The organism is Streptomyces sp. NBC_01116 (genome assembly GCF_041435495.1).
Classification (GTDB): domain Bacteria; phylum Actinomycetota; class Actinomycetes; order Streptomycetales; family Streptomycetaceae; genus Streptomyces.
In genome coordinates this window covers 784,280-800,181 of sequence record NZ_CP108644.1, presented here as the reverse complement: position 1 = coordinate 800,181, position 15,902 = coordinate 784,280, and the positions used below count along the sequence as shown (strand labels likewise).

The window sequence follows — 15,902 nt, the reverse complement described above, 5'->3', positions numbered from 1 at the left end:
ACCCATGGCGGACGGCGGGCCCGGCGCCGCGGGCGTCGTGGAGCGGCCCGTCAGCCGAGCTCGCGCACCTCGGCGGGCGTCGGGGCCGTACCGCCGAGATGGGCCGGCACCCACCAGGTGTCGCTCGCGTCCTTCGGGCGCACCGGGTAAGCCCGCTGCGCCGCCTCCAGCAGCTCCTGGACCCGCTCCCGCAGCCGCCGGGTGATGGCGCCGGCGTACTGGTCGGAAGGCGCCTCCATGGGCTCGCCGACGCGGATGGTGATCGGGATGTGGCTGCGCTGGAAGTTGCGCGGCCGCCCCTTCGTCCAGATCCGCTGCGTGCCCCAGAGCGCCATCGGGATCAGCGGGACCCCGGCCTCCTGGGCGAGGCGCGCGGCACCCGACTTGAAGCTCTTCAGGGTGAAGGACTGCGAGATGGTGGCCTCGGGGAAGACCCCGACGATCTCACCGGAACGCAGCGACCGAAGCGCGTGGGCATACGCGTCCTCGCCCTGGTCGCGGTCGACCGGGATGTGCTTCATCCCCCGCATCAGCGGACCGGAGATCTTGTGCCGGAAGACCGATTCCTTAGCCATGAACCGCACCAGCCGCTTCTGCGGCAGGGCGCCCAGCCCGGTGAAGATGAAGTCGAGATAGCTGATGTGGTTGCTGACCAGCACCGCACCACCGGTCTTCGGGATGTGCTCCGAACCCTGAGTGTCGATCTTCAGGTCGAGCGCCTTGAACAGAGTGCGAGCGGCGCCGATGACCGGTCGATAGACGAGTTCTGCCATCTGGAGAAGACCCTTCTTCAGCGCCTGGGGAGGGTTCTCCCGGCGGAAGTTACGCAGCCGTAGGTTTTCGGCATTGTGGCGATGGTGCCCCATGCGGGAGCCCCTGGCCAGTCCCGGCGGACGCGGGGCGCGAGATTCTCGTCACGTGCGTCCGCCCCGGGAGCTGCGGGAATGTCCGCGCGGCGGCCGGTGCTGACCACTTACGAAGAGCTCTGATCAGGAGGCACCAGGTGGATGGCCGGACACACGGACAGCGACTCGACGCGGCCCAACTCGGCGCGGAACTCGGTAAACGCGCGACGCTCGTCCAGTTCTCCAGCGCCTTCTGCCAACCGTGCCGGGCGACCCGACGCACCCTCGGCGATGTCGCCGGGATGGTCGACGGGGTCGCCCACATCGAGATCGACGCCGAGGCCCACCTCGCGCTGGTGCGGCGGCTGGACATCACGAAGACGCCGACCGTCCTGGTGCTGGACGCCAAGGGCGAGGTGGTCCGCCGGGCATCCGGCCAGCCCCGCACCGCCGACGTCGTCGCGGCGCTGGGGCACGCCATATGACGGACCGTGACGCATCTCCCACATCCCGGAACGCCCTTGACTGCGCCCACTCGCCATCGTCAGTCTGACGCTATGCCGCCAGAACTCCTTCTTTACGGCCGGGTCCATGTGGACCTCGCACGCCACGCGAGTGCGCGCTGTCCGGGTGTCTGAGCACCCACGGACCCGTACGCCACTTCCGCAGAAGGACACGTCCATGACGGCAACGCCCGACCTCGCCCCTGCCCAGACGGCCGCCACGCCCGAACTCTTCCGCTCCGTCTTCCGCCGCCACGCCGCGGGTGTGGCCGTGATCACCGCCGCGGGGGAGTACCCGGTCGGCTTCACCGCCACCTCGCTGACCTCCGTCGCCGCCGAACCCCCGCTGATCTCCTTCGGCGTCGGTACGTCCTCCTCCAGCTGGCCCGTGCTGTCCGAGGCCGCGTACGTCGGCGTCCACATACTCGGTGAGCACCAGCGGGACCTGGCCGCGACCTTCGCCCGCAGCGGAGCCGACCGCTTCGGCCCGTCGACCGAGTGGAGCAGCGGCCCCGAGGGGGTTCCGCTGCTCGCCGGCGTGTCCGCCTGGCTCGTCTGCCGTGTCGTGACCCGGGTCCCGGCCGGGGACCACCGCATCGTCATCGCCGAGGCCGTGGCGGGCTCGCCCTCCGGAGTTGGTCGCCCGCTGGTCTATCACCAGGGACGGTTCACGTCTCTGCGAGACTGAGGGCGCGCACGCACAGGCCCGCCGCGTTGGCAAGGTCACAGTGCGCAGCGCTTGCCCAGGGGTAACAGACTGGGTGTACTGGCGAGTAATATCGGGCTCGGAGCCTCGGTCGTCCTGACCGGATCCGGCCCGGGAAGGCGCCTATGCTGCGTGCAACAAGGCAGCCCGGAAATGACGATGCAGTAGGAGAGCCGGCGTGAGCTTGAGGATCGTTGTCTGTGTGAAGTACGTGCCCGACGCGACCGGTGACCGGCGTTTCGCCGATGACCTGACGCTGGACCGTGAGGATGTCGACGGTCTGTTGTCGGAGCTGGACGAGTACGCGGTCGAGCAGGCGTTGCAGATCGCCGACGGGGCGGACGATGCGGAGATCACCGTGGTGACGGTGGGTCCGGAGGATGCCAAGGACGCGTTGCGCAAGGCGTTGTCGATGGGTGCGGACAGGGCGGTTCACGTCGAGGACGACGATCTGCACGGCAGTGATGTGATGGGGACGTCGCTGGTGCTGGCGAAGGCTGTGGAGAAGACGGGTTACGACCTGGTGATCTGCGGGATGGCGTCGACGGACGGGGTCATGGGTGTGCTGCCGGCGCTCCTGGCGGAGCGGCTGGGGGTGCCGCAGGTGACGCTGTTGTCGGAGGTCGCGGTGGCGGGTGGTGTGGTGACGGGCCGGCGTGACGGTGACACCGCGTCCGAGCAGGTCGAGGCGTCGCTCCCGGCGGTGGTGTCGGTGACCGACCAGTCGGGTGAGGCTCGTTACCCGTCGTTCAAGGGGATCATGGCGGCGAAGAAGAAGCCGGTGGAGTCGCTGGACCTGGACGATCTGGGGCTGGACGCGGACGAGGTGGGTCTGGCGGGTGCGTGGACGGCGGTCGATTCGGCGACGGAGCGTCCGGCGCGGACGGCGGGCACGATCGTGAAGGACGAGGGTGAGGGCGGCAGGCAGCTCGCCGAGTTCCTCGTGGGCCAGAAGTTCATCTAGCCCCCTTCCCGTCTTCCCCTCCCCTCCTCTTCCTTCCTTCTCTCTTCCTGGAGTGCGTTGTCATGGCTGAAGTTCTTGTTCTGGTCGATCACGTGGACGGTGCGGTCCGCAAGCCCACGCTGGAGCTGCTGACGCTGGCGCGCCGGATCGGTGACCCGGTCGCGGTGGCGCTGGGTGCGGGTGCGGGGGCGACGGCCGGGGTGCTGGGTGAGCACGGTGCGGTGCGGGTGCTGACCGCGGATGCGCCGGAGTTCGCGGAGTATCTGGTGGTGCCGAAGGTGGACGCGCTGCAGGCGGCGTTCGAGGCGGTGTCGCCGGTGGCGGTGCTGGTGGTGTCGTCCGCGGAGGGCAAGGAGGTCGCCGCGCGTCTCGCTCTGCGGGTCGGTTCCGGTGTCATCACCGACGCCACGGACGTGGAGGCCGGTGAGCAGGGTCCGGTCGCGACGCAGGCCGCGTTCGCCGCTTCGTACACGACGAGGTCCCGGGTCTCCCGGGGTGTTCCGGTGATCACGGTGAAGCCGAACTCCGCCCCGGTCGAGCCGGCGGCCGCCGCGGGTGCGGTCGAGGGCCTGTCGGTGTCGTTCGGTGCGGCGGCGACGGGTACGAAGGTCACCTCGCGTACGCCGCGCGAGTCGACGGGGCGTCCGGAGCTGACCGAGGCCGCGATCGTCGTCTCCGGTGGCCGCGGGGTCAACGGTGCGGAGAACTTCCCTCTCATCGAGGCGCTCGCGGACAGTCTGGGTGCGGCGGTGGGCGCGTCGCGTGCCGCGGTCGACGCGGGCTGGTATCCGCACACCTCCCAGGTCGGACAGACCGGCAAGTCCGTCTCGCCGCAGCTGTACATCGCGTCCGGTATCTCCGGCGCGATCCAGCACCGGGCGGGGATGCAGACCTCGAAGACGATCGTCGCGATCAACAAGGACGCCGAGGCCCCGATCTTCGAACTCGTCGACTACGGCGTCGTCGGCGACCTCTTCGCCGTCGTGCCCCAGCTCACCGAAGAGATCAACACCCGCAAGGGCTGACCCCTCCCGCGAACACCACACCCCGGGCCGCACGGTGCACACCACCGCGCGGCCCGAGGCCGTTCCGGGCGACCATTGACGCAGGTCGAGCGGCCTTATAACTTCACTATACGGATTGTTGATTCCGGGAAGCGGAAACAGCGAGAGCGTGGAGGGTATGGTCATGGGTCAGCAGGAGAAGGTGGCAACGAGCCTCGCCGGTGCGGTCAGCGAGGAGATCAGTGCCTCCCTCACGGCGGTCGACGCGGAACTCGCCCGTCGCTACCCAGGCGATCCCGGCACCCGCCAGCCCGTGCACACCGTCTACGTGCCCGGCGACGTCTTCGAGCCCGGCACTCTGCGCTCCTGGGGCGACCAGGCGCTGGCCGCCCTCGACGAGCACGCCCCGGACGCCGCGTCGTTCGCCGCCGTCCTCGGCATCCCCGAGGAGCTGGCGGGGCCGGTCCACGACCGCGTACGCGCCAAGCTGGAGCGCGAGCCCGTCGAGGATCTGCGCATCGACTTCGAGGACGGCTACGGCCCCCGCCCGGACGCCGAGGAGGACGAGGCCGCCGCCCGCGCCGCCCGGCTGGTCGCGGAGGCGTACGCGAACGGCACCGCGGCCCCGTACATGGGCATCCGGATGAAGTGCATGGAGGCCGGCGTCCGTGACCGGGGCATCCGCACCACGGACGTCTTCCTCAGCGGGCTGATGGCGGCCGGCGGTCTGCCCGAAGGGCTCGTGCTGACCCTCCCGAAGGTCACGTACCCCGAGCAGGTCACCGCCTTCGTCCAGCTCCTCGAAGCCTTCGAGAAGGCGCACGGCCTCGACGCCGGACGCATCGGCTTCGAGATCCAGATCGAGACCAGCCAGTCGATCCTCGCCGCCGACGGGACCGCCGCCGTCGCCCGCATGATCGACGCCGCGCGCGGCCGGGCGACCGGACTGCACTACGGGACCTTCGACTACAGCGCCTGCGTCGGCGTCAGCGCCGCCTACCAGGCCAGCGACCACCCGGCCGCCGACCACGCCAAGGCCGTCATGCAGGTCGCCGCCGCGGGCACCGGCGTGCGCGTCTCCGACGGATCGACCAACGTCCTGCCCGTGGGTCCGGCCGACCGGGTCCACGAGGCCTGGCGGCTTCACTACGGCCTCACCCGCCGGGCTCTCGCCCGTGCGTACTACCAGGGCTGGGACATGCACCCCGCCCACCTGCCGACGCGCTACGCGGCCGTCTACGCCTTCTACCGGGAGGGCCTGGAGCAGGCGGCCGCCCGGCTCGCCGCCTATGTGGCCAAGGCGGGCGGTGACGTCATGGACGAGCCCGCCACCGCCAAGGCCCTCAGCGGCTACCTGCTGCGCGGCATCGACTGCGGCGCGCTGGACACCGCCGAAGTGGCGGGGCTGACCGGCCTGGCCCGCGCGGACCTGGAGGCCTTCGCCTCGCCGCGCCGGGGAGACCTGACGGTCACCGCTCCGTAGGGCGGCCTCCGTACGCGTCGCGCCCCGGCGGAACGGCCACTCCCGCCGGGGTGCGCAGGCCGGCGACGGGCAGCGTGCGCCCGCCGCCGCGCACCGGCAGCATCACCACGCGGTCGTTGTTGAAGTCCGCGATGTACAGCGCGCCCCCCGGGTCGAAGGCCAGGCCGTACGGGGAGTTGAGCCCGGTCGCCGGAACGGTCCGCTGCGGCCCGCCGTCCGCCGACAGCTCGACCACCCGGTCGTTGCCGCTGTCGGAGACGAAGAGGTTTCCCCGCCGGTCGAAGGCGAGTCCGGTCGGCTGGGAGAGCCCGGTGGTGGGCACGGTCGTCTGCGGGCCGCCGTCGGCGGGGACCCGCACCACGCGGTCGTTGACGAAGTCCGCCACGAAGAGGTTCCCCGCGCCGTCCAGGGCCAACCCGCTGGGGTGGAGCAGCCCGTCGGTGGGAACGGCGACCTGGCCGCTGCCGTCGGCGGGCACCATCACCACCCGGTCGTTGAAGCTGTCGGCGATGTAGAGGTCGCCGTTCGCCTTCAAGGCCAGCCCGATGGGACGGGAGAGGCCGGTGGTGTCCACCGTGACCTGCGGACCTCCGTCCCCCGGCACCCGTACGACCCGGTTGTTGCCCGTGTCGGCGATGTAGAGGTCCCCCGAGGCGTCGAGCGCCATTCCGGTCGGGCGGGTCAGACCGCTCGCCGCGACCGTGACCGGGTTGCCTCCGCCGGGTGGCAGGCGCAGCACGGTGTTGTCGGCGTAGTCGGAGATGTACAGGGGTGCGGCTCCGTGTGCCGGAGGGCGCCCGTCCACCGTCCCCGGGGCGGCGGAGGCGGAGGGGGCCGCGCACAGCAGCAGTGCCGCCGCCACCGCCGCGGGTCGCCAACGCGGGTGTCCGCGCACCTGCTTCGGGGCGTCGGCCCCCGGATCGCCGGAGTGTCCGGGCGCGGGTGGGGCTGTCGGGGAAGGGCTCATGTGTACGCACCTGTTCTGGACGCCCTGCCCGTAGCCGTACCGGACGGGGAGGGAGGGGTGGGGCGCTGATTCCCCGTCGTCCGCGCCGCGCTCTGCCGGGGCGGGCGGGGCGCGGACGACGGGAAGCCGCGAGGGTGACGGCCCGACACCCCGGCCCGCCGCAGGGCCTGCTGGAGCGTGCCGTACGGGCCGGGGCGTCAGCGGCCGACGTTAGGAACCGCCCCCGCCGATCCGGCGGCACCACGCCCCGGCGGGCCGGGCGGCCACCCCAACGGCCCCGGGCCGTGGCCCGGGGCCGTACCGGCGGACGGGTATCCGCGCGGGGCGTGCTCCTGGGGCAGCCGGGCGCCGTCCGGTCCTCAGGCGTCCCGGTGTGCGGCCGCCCCGCCACGGGCGCGGTAGGCGCGCATCTTGTGCCGTGCGCCGCACACGTCCATGTCGCACCAGAGGCCGTTCGACGACGGCGCCCGGTCGTAGAAGACCCAGCGGCACTCCGGGGCCGCGCAAGCCTTGAGCCGGGTGGCGTGACGCCCGGTCAGGCCGTGTGCCAGGAGCGCTTCGAGCACCGGGCGCACCACCTCCGCCACCACCCCGCCGGAGGCCGGCCGCAGGGTGAGTGTGCCGTCGGGGCGCACGGCCGGAGCGCCCGCGACCGAGGCGATGAGCCGGTTCAGGGCGTCGACCGCCTCCGGCGAGGTCCGCTCGACCAGATAGGCCCGCACGGTCTCCCGCGCCTCGGCGAGCGAGTCCAGCTCCCCGGGAGAGGCCGGCGCCGGGAAGCCACGCGCGCCGAGCCATCGCGCCGCCGTCTCCGGGCGGGCGAAGCCGTCCTCGTCGTGGAGGTGGGCGGCCGTGTTGCAGAAGTCCTCGACCGGTTCGAGCTCCGCGGGCGCAGGTTTCCGTCGCATGATCACCACTTTATCAAAGTTACCGGCAATCAGTGCATGCTGGTAACGTCGATGGTCCGGCGGGTTCCGCCCCGCCCCACCGCGCATCAGGAGGCACACCATGAACGGGAAGCTGACCAGGACGTTCGAGACTCCGGACGGGGCGGTGCGCTGGGACGTGATCGGGGAGGGGGAGCCGGTGGTCCTGCTGCACGGCACCCCGTTCTCCTCGCTCATCTGGCGCGACATCGCCCCGGCGCTCGCGCGCGATCACCGTGTCTACCTCTGGGACCTGCTCGGGTTCGGGCAGTCGGAGCAGCGCGACGGGCAGGACGTCGGCCCGGCGGCGCAGGCGAAGGTGTTCGGCCGGCTCCTGGAGCACTGGGGGCTGGAACGCCCGCGCGTGATCGCCCACGACATCGGCGGGGCCGTGGCCCTGCGGGCGTTGCTCCTGGACGGTGCGCGGTACGCGGACCTCACCCTGGTGGACGCGGTGGCCTGCGGGGAGTGGGGCACCGGGCTCTTCCGGCTCCTCAGGGAGAACGCGCACCTCTTCGAGCAACTCCCCGGCTACGCCCACGAGGCGCTGGTGGAGAGCCATCTGCGCCGGGCGACGCACACCGGCTACCGGGAGGACGTCCTGTCCGCCCATGTCGATCCGTGGCGCGGCGAGGGCGGCCGGGCCGCGTACTACCGCCAGTGCCGGCAGGCCGAACAGTCCGCGACCGACGATTTCCAGCATCTGCTGGGGGACGTTCCGGTGCCGACCCGGATCATCTGGGGGCGCGAGGACCGGTTCCTGCCGCCGCCCTTCGCCGAGCGGTTGCACGCGCTGATCCCGCACTCCGAGCTGCACTGGATCGAGGGCGCGGGCCACACGGTGCAGGAGGACGCCCCGGCGCAACTGCTGGCCCTGCTGACCCGGGACTTCCGGCCGGCCGGCGCCGGGGCCTGACCGCGCCCGCCGGGGCCCCCGAGGGGCGCGGTCCCGGCGGCACGGTCATCGGGCCCAGCTGCCGCGGCGTCACGCCGTGGTGCTGGCCGCGTCCGACAGGCCTCAGGCGGGGGGCAGTTCGCCCGAGCCGCGAGGGATCAGCGTGGTCGGCAGCTCCACCCGTGCCGTGGCGTGGTCCGCCCCGTCGAGGCGGCGGAAGAGGTGCTCGGCGGCGGTCCGGCCGACCGCCGCCGCGTCCTGCGAGATCACGGTGATGCCGAGCAGGTCGGCCAGCTCGATGTCGTCGAACCCGACCAGTGCCACCGGCCGCTCCCGCTCCGCGATCACCCGGACCGCCGTCACCGTCACCCGGTTGTTGCCCGCGAACAGGGCGGTGACCGGCTCGGGGCCCGAGAGCATCTCCTCGGCGGCGGCCCGCACCCGCTCCGGCTCGGTGGAGCCGAGCGAGACCCAGCCGTCCTCGACGGTGATGCCCGCGTCCCGCATGGCGGTGTGATAGCCGCGCAGCCGCTCGGTGGCCGTGTGGATACGCGGCTGGTCGCCGATGAAGCCGATTCTGCGGTGGCCGTGCGCGATGAGGTGCGCCACGCCCTCCCTGGCCCCGCCGAAGCTGTCGGAGAGCACCATGTCGACGTCCACGTGGCCCGCCGGGCGGTCCACGAAGACCGTGGCGATGCCCGCCTTGATCTCCGGCTCCAGATAGCGGTGGTCGTCGCCCGCCGGGATCACGATCAGGCCGTCGACCCGGCGGGCGCACAGGGCCAGCACCAACTCCTGTTCCCGCTCCGGGTCCTCGGCGCTGGAACCGTTGATCAGCAGCGCCCCGTGCGCGCGGGCGACCTCCTCCACCGCGCGGCTCAGCGGACCGTAGAACGGGTCCGCCAGATCCTCCAGGACCAGTCCGATGGATGCCGTACGGCCCTTGCGCAGCACGCGGGCGCTGTCGTTGCGGCGGAAGCCGAGCGCGTCGATCGCCTCCTGCACGCGGCGCTCGGTGTCGGGCGTGACGCCGGGCTCGCTGTTCACCACCCGGGACACCGTCTTCAGGCCGACTCCGGCGCGGGCCGCCACGTCCTTCATGGTCGGCCGGTTGCCGTAGCGGGTCTCGGAATGACGGGCGGTCCGGTCCACGTGCGCTGTCCTGTCGTCGGATTACGGGCGGGGCTGCGGTGCTCCGGTCGGCGCCGGGCGGGCGCCGTGGGGGTGATCGGAGGCTGTGGCGTCGAGCATAGGCCCTGGACAACGTTGTCAACAGAATGGAGACTGTGCAGACTGTGGACGGAACCCGCAGGTCCCGTCCCTTCACCGATCCGGAGAGCCCACACCGATGCATACCGACCTCGTCGCCGCGCTCGACATCGGCGGCACCAAGATCGCCGGAGCGCTGGTGGGCGGCGACGGAACCCTGTCCGTACGGGCGCAGCGGCCGACGCCCGCCCGCGAGGGCGCCGAGGCGGTCATGGGCGCCGTGGACGAGGTGCTGGGCGAGCTGATGGCCTCGCCGTTGTGGGGACGCGCCGGTTCCGTGGGCATCGGCAGCGCCGGTCCGGTGGACGCCGCCGCGGGCACGGTCAGCCCGGTCAACGTCCCCGGCTGGCGCGACTTCCCGCTGGTGGAGCGGGTGCACAAGACGGCGGGCGGACTGTCGGTCGCGCTGGTCGGCGACGGGGTCGCGATGACGGCCGCGGAGCACTGGCTCGGCGCCGCCCGGGGCTACGACAACGCGCTGTGCCTCGTCGTGTCGACGGGCGTCGGCGGCGGCCTCGTCCTCGGCGGCACCCCGCGTCCCGGCCCCTCGGGCAACGCCGGTCACATCGGCCACATCAGCGTCGACCTGGACGGCGACCCGTGCCCCTGCGGTGCGCGCGGCTGCGTCGAGGGCATCGCCAGCGGCCCCAACATCGCCCGCCGCGCGCTGGAGAACGGCTGGCGGCCCGGCCCGGACGGCGACGCGACGGCCGCCGCGGTGGCCGTCGCCGCCCGCGCCGGAGACCCGGTCGCCATCGCCTCCTACGAGCGGGCCGCCCAGGCGCTGGCGGCCGGCATCGCCGCCACCGCCACCCTGGCGGACCTCGACATCGCGGTGGTCGGCGGGGGAGTGGCCGGGGCCGGCGACGTGCTCTTCGTGCCGCTGCGCCGCAGCCTGCGCGACTACGCCACGCTCTCCTACCTCCGGCGGCTGACCGTGGCGCCCGCGGTGATGGGCGCCGACGCGGGTCTGGTCGGGGCCGCGGCGGCGGCCATCGCGCTGCGCTAAGGGCTGTCCCGTCATCCCTGGTGGATCAGCGTGCGGCGTCGGATGCGGTGCATCGCCAGGCGGAGGGGCGTCCGCATACGGGATGTATGGGGACGTCCCGACAACGCGGCGAGGTGCCGTAGCCGTCGTCGCGCGCCCGCCAGGGATTGCGGGACAGTCCTCAGTGCCTCTGCCGCCAACGGCTCCCAGGGAGCGCCCGGTTCGTCAGGCCGGGCGCCCCCTGGGCCACGCTTCGCGGGCCGCGCGGCATCCGGTCAACGCCGTCGCCGCCGCGGGGCTTCGCGCCGCAACGACGAGCGGCTCACCGTGCTGGTGCGTGGGTCGCGCATCGTCCGAGGCCGGACGCGGCTCGAACCTGGTGGGCGTTTCCGGGACGCAGCACATCAGCCGGCGATCGGGTGATCCGAAGGGAACACCCTGTCGGCCACGCCCGAGGCTTTCCGTGTCTCCTTGCCCAGAAGCTCGTCGAGCAGGAGCGTCGCGGGGAGCGCGGAGTTGAGGTACACGTACTCGCGGTGGTGCTCGACGACCGCGAGCAGGGTGTGCAGCGTGTCCGCCGCCCCCTCCCGTTGCCCGGCGTGGTGCTGAGCCTGGGCCAGCAGGCCCAGGTGGAGGGGGAGGTGGATTCTCGTCCGGGACAGCCGCATCTCCGTCAGAGCGTTCACCATCTTCGGGATGCCCTCCTGCTGTCCGGAGTGCGTGAGGGCCCAGCCCAGCGGGACATGCAGCATCGCCGCCCAGGGGGAGAGTCCGTGCTTGACGGAGAGTCGCACGCCCTCCGTCCCGAAGCCCCTGGCCGAGTCCGGATCGTCCTCCCACGCGGCCACCATCGCGTTGACGTAGAGGGCGTGGGCCCGGTCCCAGGGCTTGTCACCCCACTGCGTCAGCCTCAGGAGGCGCCGGCACTGCTCGGCGGCGGCCGAGCGCTGGCCCATGAGCCAGCGGGCGAAGACGTCGTGGGTGCGGAAGTAGACGCGCGGATCGGACCGGTACATTCCGTCCGGTGCCCGGCCCTCGCGCGCCAGCCGTTCGGAGAGCTCCACACCGTCCTCGAACGACCGGAGCGCGTCGGGCAGCCGGTTGCGGATGAACAGCGCCATCCCCTCGCCGTACACCGCGCCCAGCCGGGCCGCGGGATCGCCGGTGCGTGCGGCGATGGCCTTCAAGCGGGCGGTCAGGTGTCCCGACTCGTCGTAGCGCCCGCGGACGAGGAGCGACGCGTTCAGCATCGACAGGACCTCCGGGTCGTCGGACCTGTGCGGGGGCGTGCCCGGGGCGTGCCCCCGGAGGATCTCCGTCTCGGCCTCGGTGTCGCCGAACCCGCGTACATGGCCCAGCAGATGGGCCAGCTCCCAGTGGAGCCGGGGCGCGAGGCCGCGGGCGTCCGATCCGTCGGGCAGGGAGCCGGTGAGGGAGACGGCGCGGCGCAGCCACATCAGCCGGTCGTCGGAGGCCAGTCGCGCGCCCGCGTTCTCGGCGGCGACCAGGAACCAGGGCAGCGCCCGCTCCCCGGGCATGGCGCCCTTGGCGTGCCAGGCGTGGTGGGCGATGAGGTCGCTCCGCTCCGGGGGGATCTCCTCGGCGAAGCGCGGGGACAGGGCGTGCGCGTACGCGGCGTGCAGCCGCCGGCTCTCCTCACCGGTGAGCTCGCCCACGAGCACCTCCCGGGCGCGCGGCGGGGTGAGCCGGAGCCGGCCGGCGGGTCGGGGACCGTGGAGGAGCAGTCCGTGCCGGACCGCCGACTCCACGATCGCCAGGGTGTCGGCACCGCCCGCGGCGCGGCACAGGGAATCCAGCTCGATCTCCGGTGCGGCGATGGCACACAGCCGCAGAACGCGGAGGACCGGTCCCGGCAGTTCGGCGAACTCCTGGCGCAGGACCTTGCGCGCGCACGGGACGACAAGGCCGATCAACTCGTCGGCGGCGCCGGGGTCCTGGAGGTCGCCGGCCTCACGGAGGAGGGAGAGCATCTGGAGCACGAAGGAGGGGCTGCCCACGGACTGCCTGTGGAGGGCTTCCACGATGCGCCGGTCGACGCCCGGCCCGGAGTGCGCCTCGGCCAGGGCGGTGACATCGGGGAGCGTCAGGGCCCCGAGCCGCAGGACCTGCGTGTTGGGGCCCCTGAGTATCCCGGTCATCGTCGTGTACCGGGAGCTGTCGGGCCAGGCCTCCAGGTCCCAGCCGGTCAGCACGATGCCGAGAGGATGCCCCTGGCGTCGGTTGGTCAGCAGACGGAGCACGTCCAGCGACGCGGCGTCCGCACGGTGCACGTCCTCCAAAAGCAGCACCAGAGGTCGCTGCGCCGCCATGGCGAGCAGGATCTCGCAGAGCGCGTCGTGGGTCCGGAAGGGGTTCTGCGGGTCGCCCGGCCCGGTGCCGGCGTCCGGGCCCGGACGCCACCCGGGCAGCAGCGGTGCCAGCAGCGCGCCGAACGGCGCGGCGGCGGTCCGGAAGGCCTCGGCCCGTGCCGCCGAGAGCCGGCGCAGTACCTGGGTCCACAGCCAGTAGGGCGGAACACCCTCGCCGGAGAAGCTACTGCTCTGGATCGTTTCGATGTTCTCGTCGAGTGCTCGAAGCCGTTGGACCAGTTCCATCACGAGATGGGTTTTCCCGAGTCCGGAGAAACCGAGAACGCACGTGAGATGTCCGCGACCGACCGCCGTTCCGGCCATGGCGGTGACCAGAAGATTCAACTCCCGTTCACGGCCTATTAATTGAGGCGAAATAGTAGGTTCATTCGGCGAGGGTAAGGGGGCGGCGGAGCGGTCGGGCGCCCTGTGGTTCCGGCTTTCCGGCACCTCCTCGGCGCACACGGCCGGTTCGGCCGGGGGGCAGGGCGCGGCGAGGCCCTCCGTGGTGCTGGACATCGTTGTCCGGATCTGTCGCGGAGAGGCGGCTCCTCCGGCGCGGACGGGGCCGCCCGGCACGCCGGGCACCCACTGATTGCCCAGTTCCTGCCGGAGGAGCGCGGTGTGGAGCCGCTGGAGATCGGCGCTCGTGTCCACCCCGTACTCCTCGACCAGATAGCTTCGCGTGCACGCGTACATCTTCAGCGCCTCGGCCTGCCGGCCCGACCGGAACAGCGCGGTCATCAGGTGGCCCACCATGCGTTCCCTGGCCGGGTGCTGACGGACCTCGCGTTCCAGTTCGGCGACCACCTCGGCGGTCCGCCCTAGGAGGAGCCCGGCCTCCGCGGAGGATTCGAGGGCGGTGAGCCGCATCTGTTCGAGACGGGTGCTCTCGTCGGCGAGCGACGGATGGGTGAGGAACTCCGCGTACGGTGAGCCGTGCCACAGCGTGAGTGCCCGGGTGAGGTGTTCCCGGGCCGCCAGCGGGTTCCGGCCCGCGAGGAGCCGGCGGCCGGTGGAGAAGAGCTGCTCGAAGCGGTACGCGTCCACCTGGTCCGACGCGAGCTGGAGAACGTATCCCGGGGCCTGGTGGCGCAGGATCGCGGACCTGCCGGGGCCGGCCGCGGGGGCCAGGGCCCTGCGCAGGTGGGAGATGTGGCTCTGCAGGGTGGCGACAGCCTGCTGGGGGCGGGCGTCCCGCCACAGCTCCTCGATGAGCACCGTGGTGGGGACGACGCGGCCCAGCCTGATGAGGAGGAGGGCCAGAAGCGCTCGGCGGCGTGGTGGTCCGAGGGGGACGTCGCGGCACTGGTACCGGGCCGACATGGGCCCCAGCACCTGAAGTGCGGGCCCGGAAAGGACGGGCGGCGATGAGGGCGGTGATGCCCCTTCGGCCTGATGCACGGACATATTCTCCTGCCCCATTCGTTCTCACACTTGAGACTTCATCGGTGAATACACCTTAGAACAGCAGTCTCATCCGCGGGGATTTTCCCGGTGGCCATGGGCCCTGGGCGCTATAGAGCGCTGCTCGCACGGATGTCAACGGCGCAGAGTCGCCGCGTGAGGCGAAACCGGCCATGCCCACGGTGAATTCCCTATAGATACGCGGAGGGTCCCAGGCGTCCGGATCCCCCGGTACGGACCTTTCCCCGCGCCCTTCGGGGAACCGCCGGCCCCGGCTACCGGCAAGCGAACGGCAGGGATTCGGACAAGGCCCCGCGCCGGGGTGTCAGTGAACCGGCCAGCGCCCAGCAAGGGTCGTGGGCCAACATGATCGAAACCGGCATTTTCGAGTGGCCCGAGCCAACCGCTCGGCGCGGATCCAGGAGGCGTCACACGGTGTTCGCGATTCTCTTTCCTGGTCAGGGCTCACAGTTCCGGGGCATGGGCGCAGATGTTTTCGGCCACTACCCGGGCATTACGCGATTCGCCTGCGATCTCCTCGGATACGACCTCCCCGCACGCTGCCGCGACAACCAGGACGACGTGCTCGCCCGTACGGAGTGCACACAGCCGGCCCTCTTCACCGTCAACGCGCTGCACACCTTCGAGCGGGAACGCCGGGAGGGTCGTCCCGCCGACTGCTACCTCGGGCACAGCCTGGGGGAGTACAACGCGCTCCTCGCCGCCGGGGTCTTCGACTTCGAGACCGGCCTCCGGATCGTGACGAAGCGCGGGGAGCTGATGGCCGCGGCTTCGGGCGGAGGCATGACCGCGGTCATGAACACCCCGGTCGAGCGCCTCCTGGAGGCACTGGGCGCCGATGGTGTCGAGGGGGTGGACGTGGCGGCGCACAACACCGACACACAGGTCGTGATCGCCGGCGCCGACGGTGCTCTCCGGGCCGCCCACGCCTCCCTGCGGGCACGGAGCATCCGCTTCGCCCCGTTGCGTGTCGGCGCCGCCTTCCACTCGCGCGCCATGGAATCCGCGCGCACCGCGTTCGAGGCATTTCTCCGCGGATTCACCTTCGCGGACCCCTCGGTCACCGTGCTATCCAACGTGAGTGCGCTCCCCTACGAGGGGAGCATGATTCCGGAGATGCTGGGCCGGCAGATCGTCGAACCCGTTCGATGGGCCGAAAGCGTCCGCTATCTACTCGATCGTGACGCCGCCCTGGAGTGCGAGGAAATAGGCGGAACGTCGCTGCTCCGCATGGTGAAAAGCATCGCCAAATCCAGTCCTCGGGGAATTCTGACGAAGAGCGGGGTATGAGACATGGAGCGAACCCAGCACCTACGGAACATGATCGAGGAACAGTTTCTCGTTGAATTCGATGACGAACTGACCGACCGGAGTGATCTCTTCAAGGCCGGGGTGATCGATTCCTTCGGATATGTCCAGCTCCTCGGCTCGATCGAGGAGGAATTCTCGATCCAGCTGAAGGACGAGGACTTCCTCAAGAACATTCTCACCTCGCTGGAATCCATCGACGCCTTCGTGGCGAAGAAGATCGCCGAGCGCGGCGACCGCTGAAGCA

14 protein-coding genes are annotated in these 15,902 nt (G+C 71.7%); 9 read left to right on the top strand and 5 right to left on the bottom strand.

What is annotated here, in order from left to right; all coding sequences use genetic code 11:
• Positions 1-50 precede the first annotated feature (50 nt).
• Positions 51-773 carry a 1-acyl-sn-glycerol-3-phosphate acyltransferase gene (locus OG245_RS03180; protein ID WP_003970836.1) on the bottom strand — a complete coding sequence of 241 codons (723 nt, stop codon included), beginning with the start codon at positions 771-773 and terminating at the stop codon, positions 51-53.
• 230 nt (positions 774-1,003) lie between these two features.
• Here OG245_RS03180 and OG245_RS03175 point away from each other — a divergent pair, with 230 nt between their 5' ends.
• From OG245_RS03175 to OG245_RS03155, 5 genes are all read left to right on the top strand, one after another.
• Positions 1,004-1,330, top strand: coding sequence for a TlpA family protein disulfide reductase (locus OG245_RS03175; protein WP_371622017.1), 327 nt, complete (start codon positions 1,004-1,006; stop codon positions 1,328-1,330).
• A 196-nt stretch (positions 1,331-1,526) separates the two neighbouring features.
• Positions 1,527-2,036, top strand: a complete 510-nt coding sequence (locus tag OG245_RS03170) for a flavin reductase family protein (RefSeq protein ID WP_371622016.1) — start codon at positions 1,527-1,529, stop codon at positions 2,034-2,036.
• Positions 2,037-2,232: 196 nt separating this feature from the next.
• Complete coding sequence (locus OG245_RS03165; RefSeq protein ID WP_371622015.1) at positions 2,233-3,018, top strand: electron transfer flavoprotein subunit beta; 786 nt, start codon at positions 2,233-2,235, stop codon at positions 3,016-3,018.
• Between the two features lie 62 nt (positions 3,019-3,080).
• Positions 3,081-4,043, top strand: a complete 963-nt coding sequence (locus OG245_RS03160) for an electron transfer flavoprotein subunit alpha/FixB family protein (protein WP_371622014.1) — start codon at positions 3,081-3,083, stop codon at positions 4,041-4,043.
• Positions 4,044-4,206: 163 nt separating this feature from the next.
• Complete coding sequence (locus OG245_RS03155; RefSeq protein WP_371622013.1) at positions 4,207-5,505, top strand: aldolase/citrate lyase family protein; 1,299 nt, start codon at positions 4,207-4,209, stop codon at positions 5,503-5,505.
• Here OG245_RS03155 and OG245_RS03150 read toward each other — a convergent pair.
• The gene (locus OG245_RS03150; protein ID WP_371627794.1) at positions 5,492-6,367 is read right to left on the bottom strand and encodes a hypothetical protein; all 876 of its coding nucleotides are present in this window, start codon (positions 6,365-6,367) and stop codon (positions 5,492-5,494) included. The genes OG245_RS03155 and OG245_RS03150 overlap by 14 nt on opposite strands.
• A gap of 464 nt (positions 6,368-6,831) precedes the next feature.
• Positions 6,832-7,380 (bottom strand): CGNR zinc finger domain-containing protein, encoded by a 549-nt coding sequence (locus OG245_RS03145; RefSeq protein WP_371622012.1) that lies wholly within the window; start codon positions 7,378-7,380, stop codon positions 6,832-6,834.
• Positions 7,381-7,480: 100 nt separating this feature from the next.
• On the opposite strand from OG245_RS03145, the gene OG245_RS03140 reads away from it, so the two are divergent.
• Positions 7,481-8,314 carry an alpha/beta fold hydrolase gene (locus tag OG245_RS03140; RefSeq protein WP_371622011.1) on the top strand — a complete coding sequence of 278 codons (834 nt, stop codon included), beginning with the start codon at positions 7,481-7,483 and terminating at the stop codon, positions 8,312-8,314.
• A gap of 102 nt (positions 8,315-8,416) precedes the next feature.
• Here OG245_RS03140 and OG245_RS03135 read toward each other — a convergent pair whose 3' ends face one another.
• Positions 8,417-9,445 (bottom strand): LacI family DNA-binding transcriptional regulator, encoded by a 1,029-nt coding sequence (locus OG245_RS03135; protein WP_371622010.1) that lies wholly within the window; start codon positions 9,443-9,445, stop codon positions 8,417-8,419.
• 196 nt (positions 9,446-9,641) lie between these two features.
• Here OG245_RS03135 and OG245_RS03130 point away from each other — a divergent pair, with 196 nt between their 5' ends.
• Positions 9,642-10,571, top strand: a complete 930-nt coding sequence (locus OG245_RS03130) for an ROK family protein (protein ID WP_371622009.1) — start codon at positions 9,642-9,644, stop codon at positions 10,569-10,571.
• 383 nt (positions 10,572-10,954) lie between these two features.
• Here the strand turns inward: OG245_RS03130 and OG245_RS03125 are convergent, their stop codons facing one another.
• Positions 10,955-14,245, bottom strand: coding sequence for a BTAD domain-containing putative transcriptional regulator (locus tag OG245_RS03125; RefSeq protein ID WP_371622008.1), 3,291 nt, complete (start codon positions 14,243-14,245; stop codon positions 10,955-10,957).
• A gap of 516 nt (positions 14,246-14,761) precedes the next feature.
• On the opposite strand from OG245_RS03125, the gene OG245_RS03120 reads away from it, so the two are divergent.
• Together OG245_RS03120 and OG245_RS03115 are read left to right on the top strand one after the other, a co-directional pair.
• On the top strand, positions 14,762-15,637 hold the full coding sequence (locus OG245_RS03120; protein ID WP_371622007.1) for an ACP S-malonyltransferase: 876 nt from the start codon (positions 14,762-14,764) through the stop codon (positions 15,635-15,637).
• Between the two features lie 30 nt (positions 15,638-15,667).
• Positions 15,668-15,898: a phosphopantetheine-binding protein gene (locus tag OG245_RS03115; RefSeq protein WP_371622006.1), complete on the top strand. Its 231-nt coding sequence runs from the start codon at positions 15,668-15,670 to the stop codon at positions 15,896-15,898.
• The last annotated feature ends 4 nt before the right edge of the window (positions 15,899-15,902 follow it).

Excerpts from the sequence above, each read along its gene's own strand:
- OG245_RS03140 (WP_371622011.1), top strand. The coding sequence starts at position 7,481 with ATGAACGGGAAGCTGACCAGGACGTTCGAGACTCCGGACGGGGCGGTG.
- OG245_RS03115 (WP_371622006.1), top strand. The coding sequence starts at position 15,668 with ATGATCGAGGAACAGTTTCTCGTTGAATTCGATGACGAACTGACCGAC.
- OG245_RS03180 (WP_003970836.1), bottom strand. The coding sequence starts at position 773 with ATGGCAGAACTCGTCTATCGACCGGTCATCGGCGCCGCTCGCACTCTG.
- OG245_RS03125 (WP_371622008.1), bottom strand. The coding sequence starts at position 14,245 with ATGTCGGCCCGGTACCAGTGCCGCGACGTCCCCCTCGGACCACCACGC.
- OG245_RS03170 (WP_371622016.1), top strand. The coding sequence starts at position 1,527 with ATGACGGCAACGCCCGACCTCGCCCCTGCCCAGACGGCCGCCACGCCC.
- OG245_RS03130 (WP_371622009.1), top strand. The coding sequence starts at position 9,642 with ATGCATACCGACCTCGTCGCCGCGCTCGACATCGGCGGCACCAAGATC.
- OG245_RS03160 (WP_371622014.1), top strand. The coding sequence starts at position 3,081 with ATGGCTGAAGTTCTTGTTCTGGTCGATCACGTGGACGGTGCGGTCCGC.
- OG245_RS03145 (WP_371622012.1), bottom strand. The coding sequence starts at position 7,380 with ATGCGACGGAAACCTGCGCCCGCGGAGCTCGAACCGGTCGAGGACTTC.
- OG245_RS03155 (WP_371622013.1), top strand. The coding sequence starts at position 4,207 with ATGGGTCAGCAGGAGAAGGTGGCAACGAGCCTCGCCGGTGCGGTCAGC.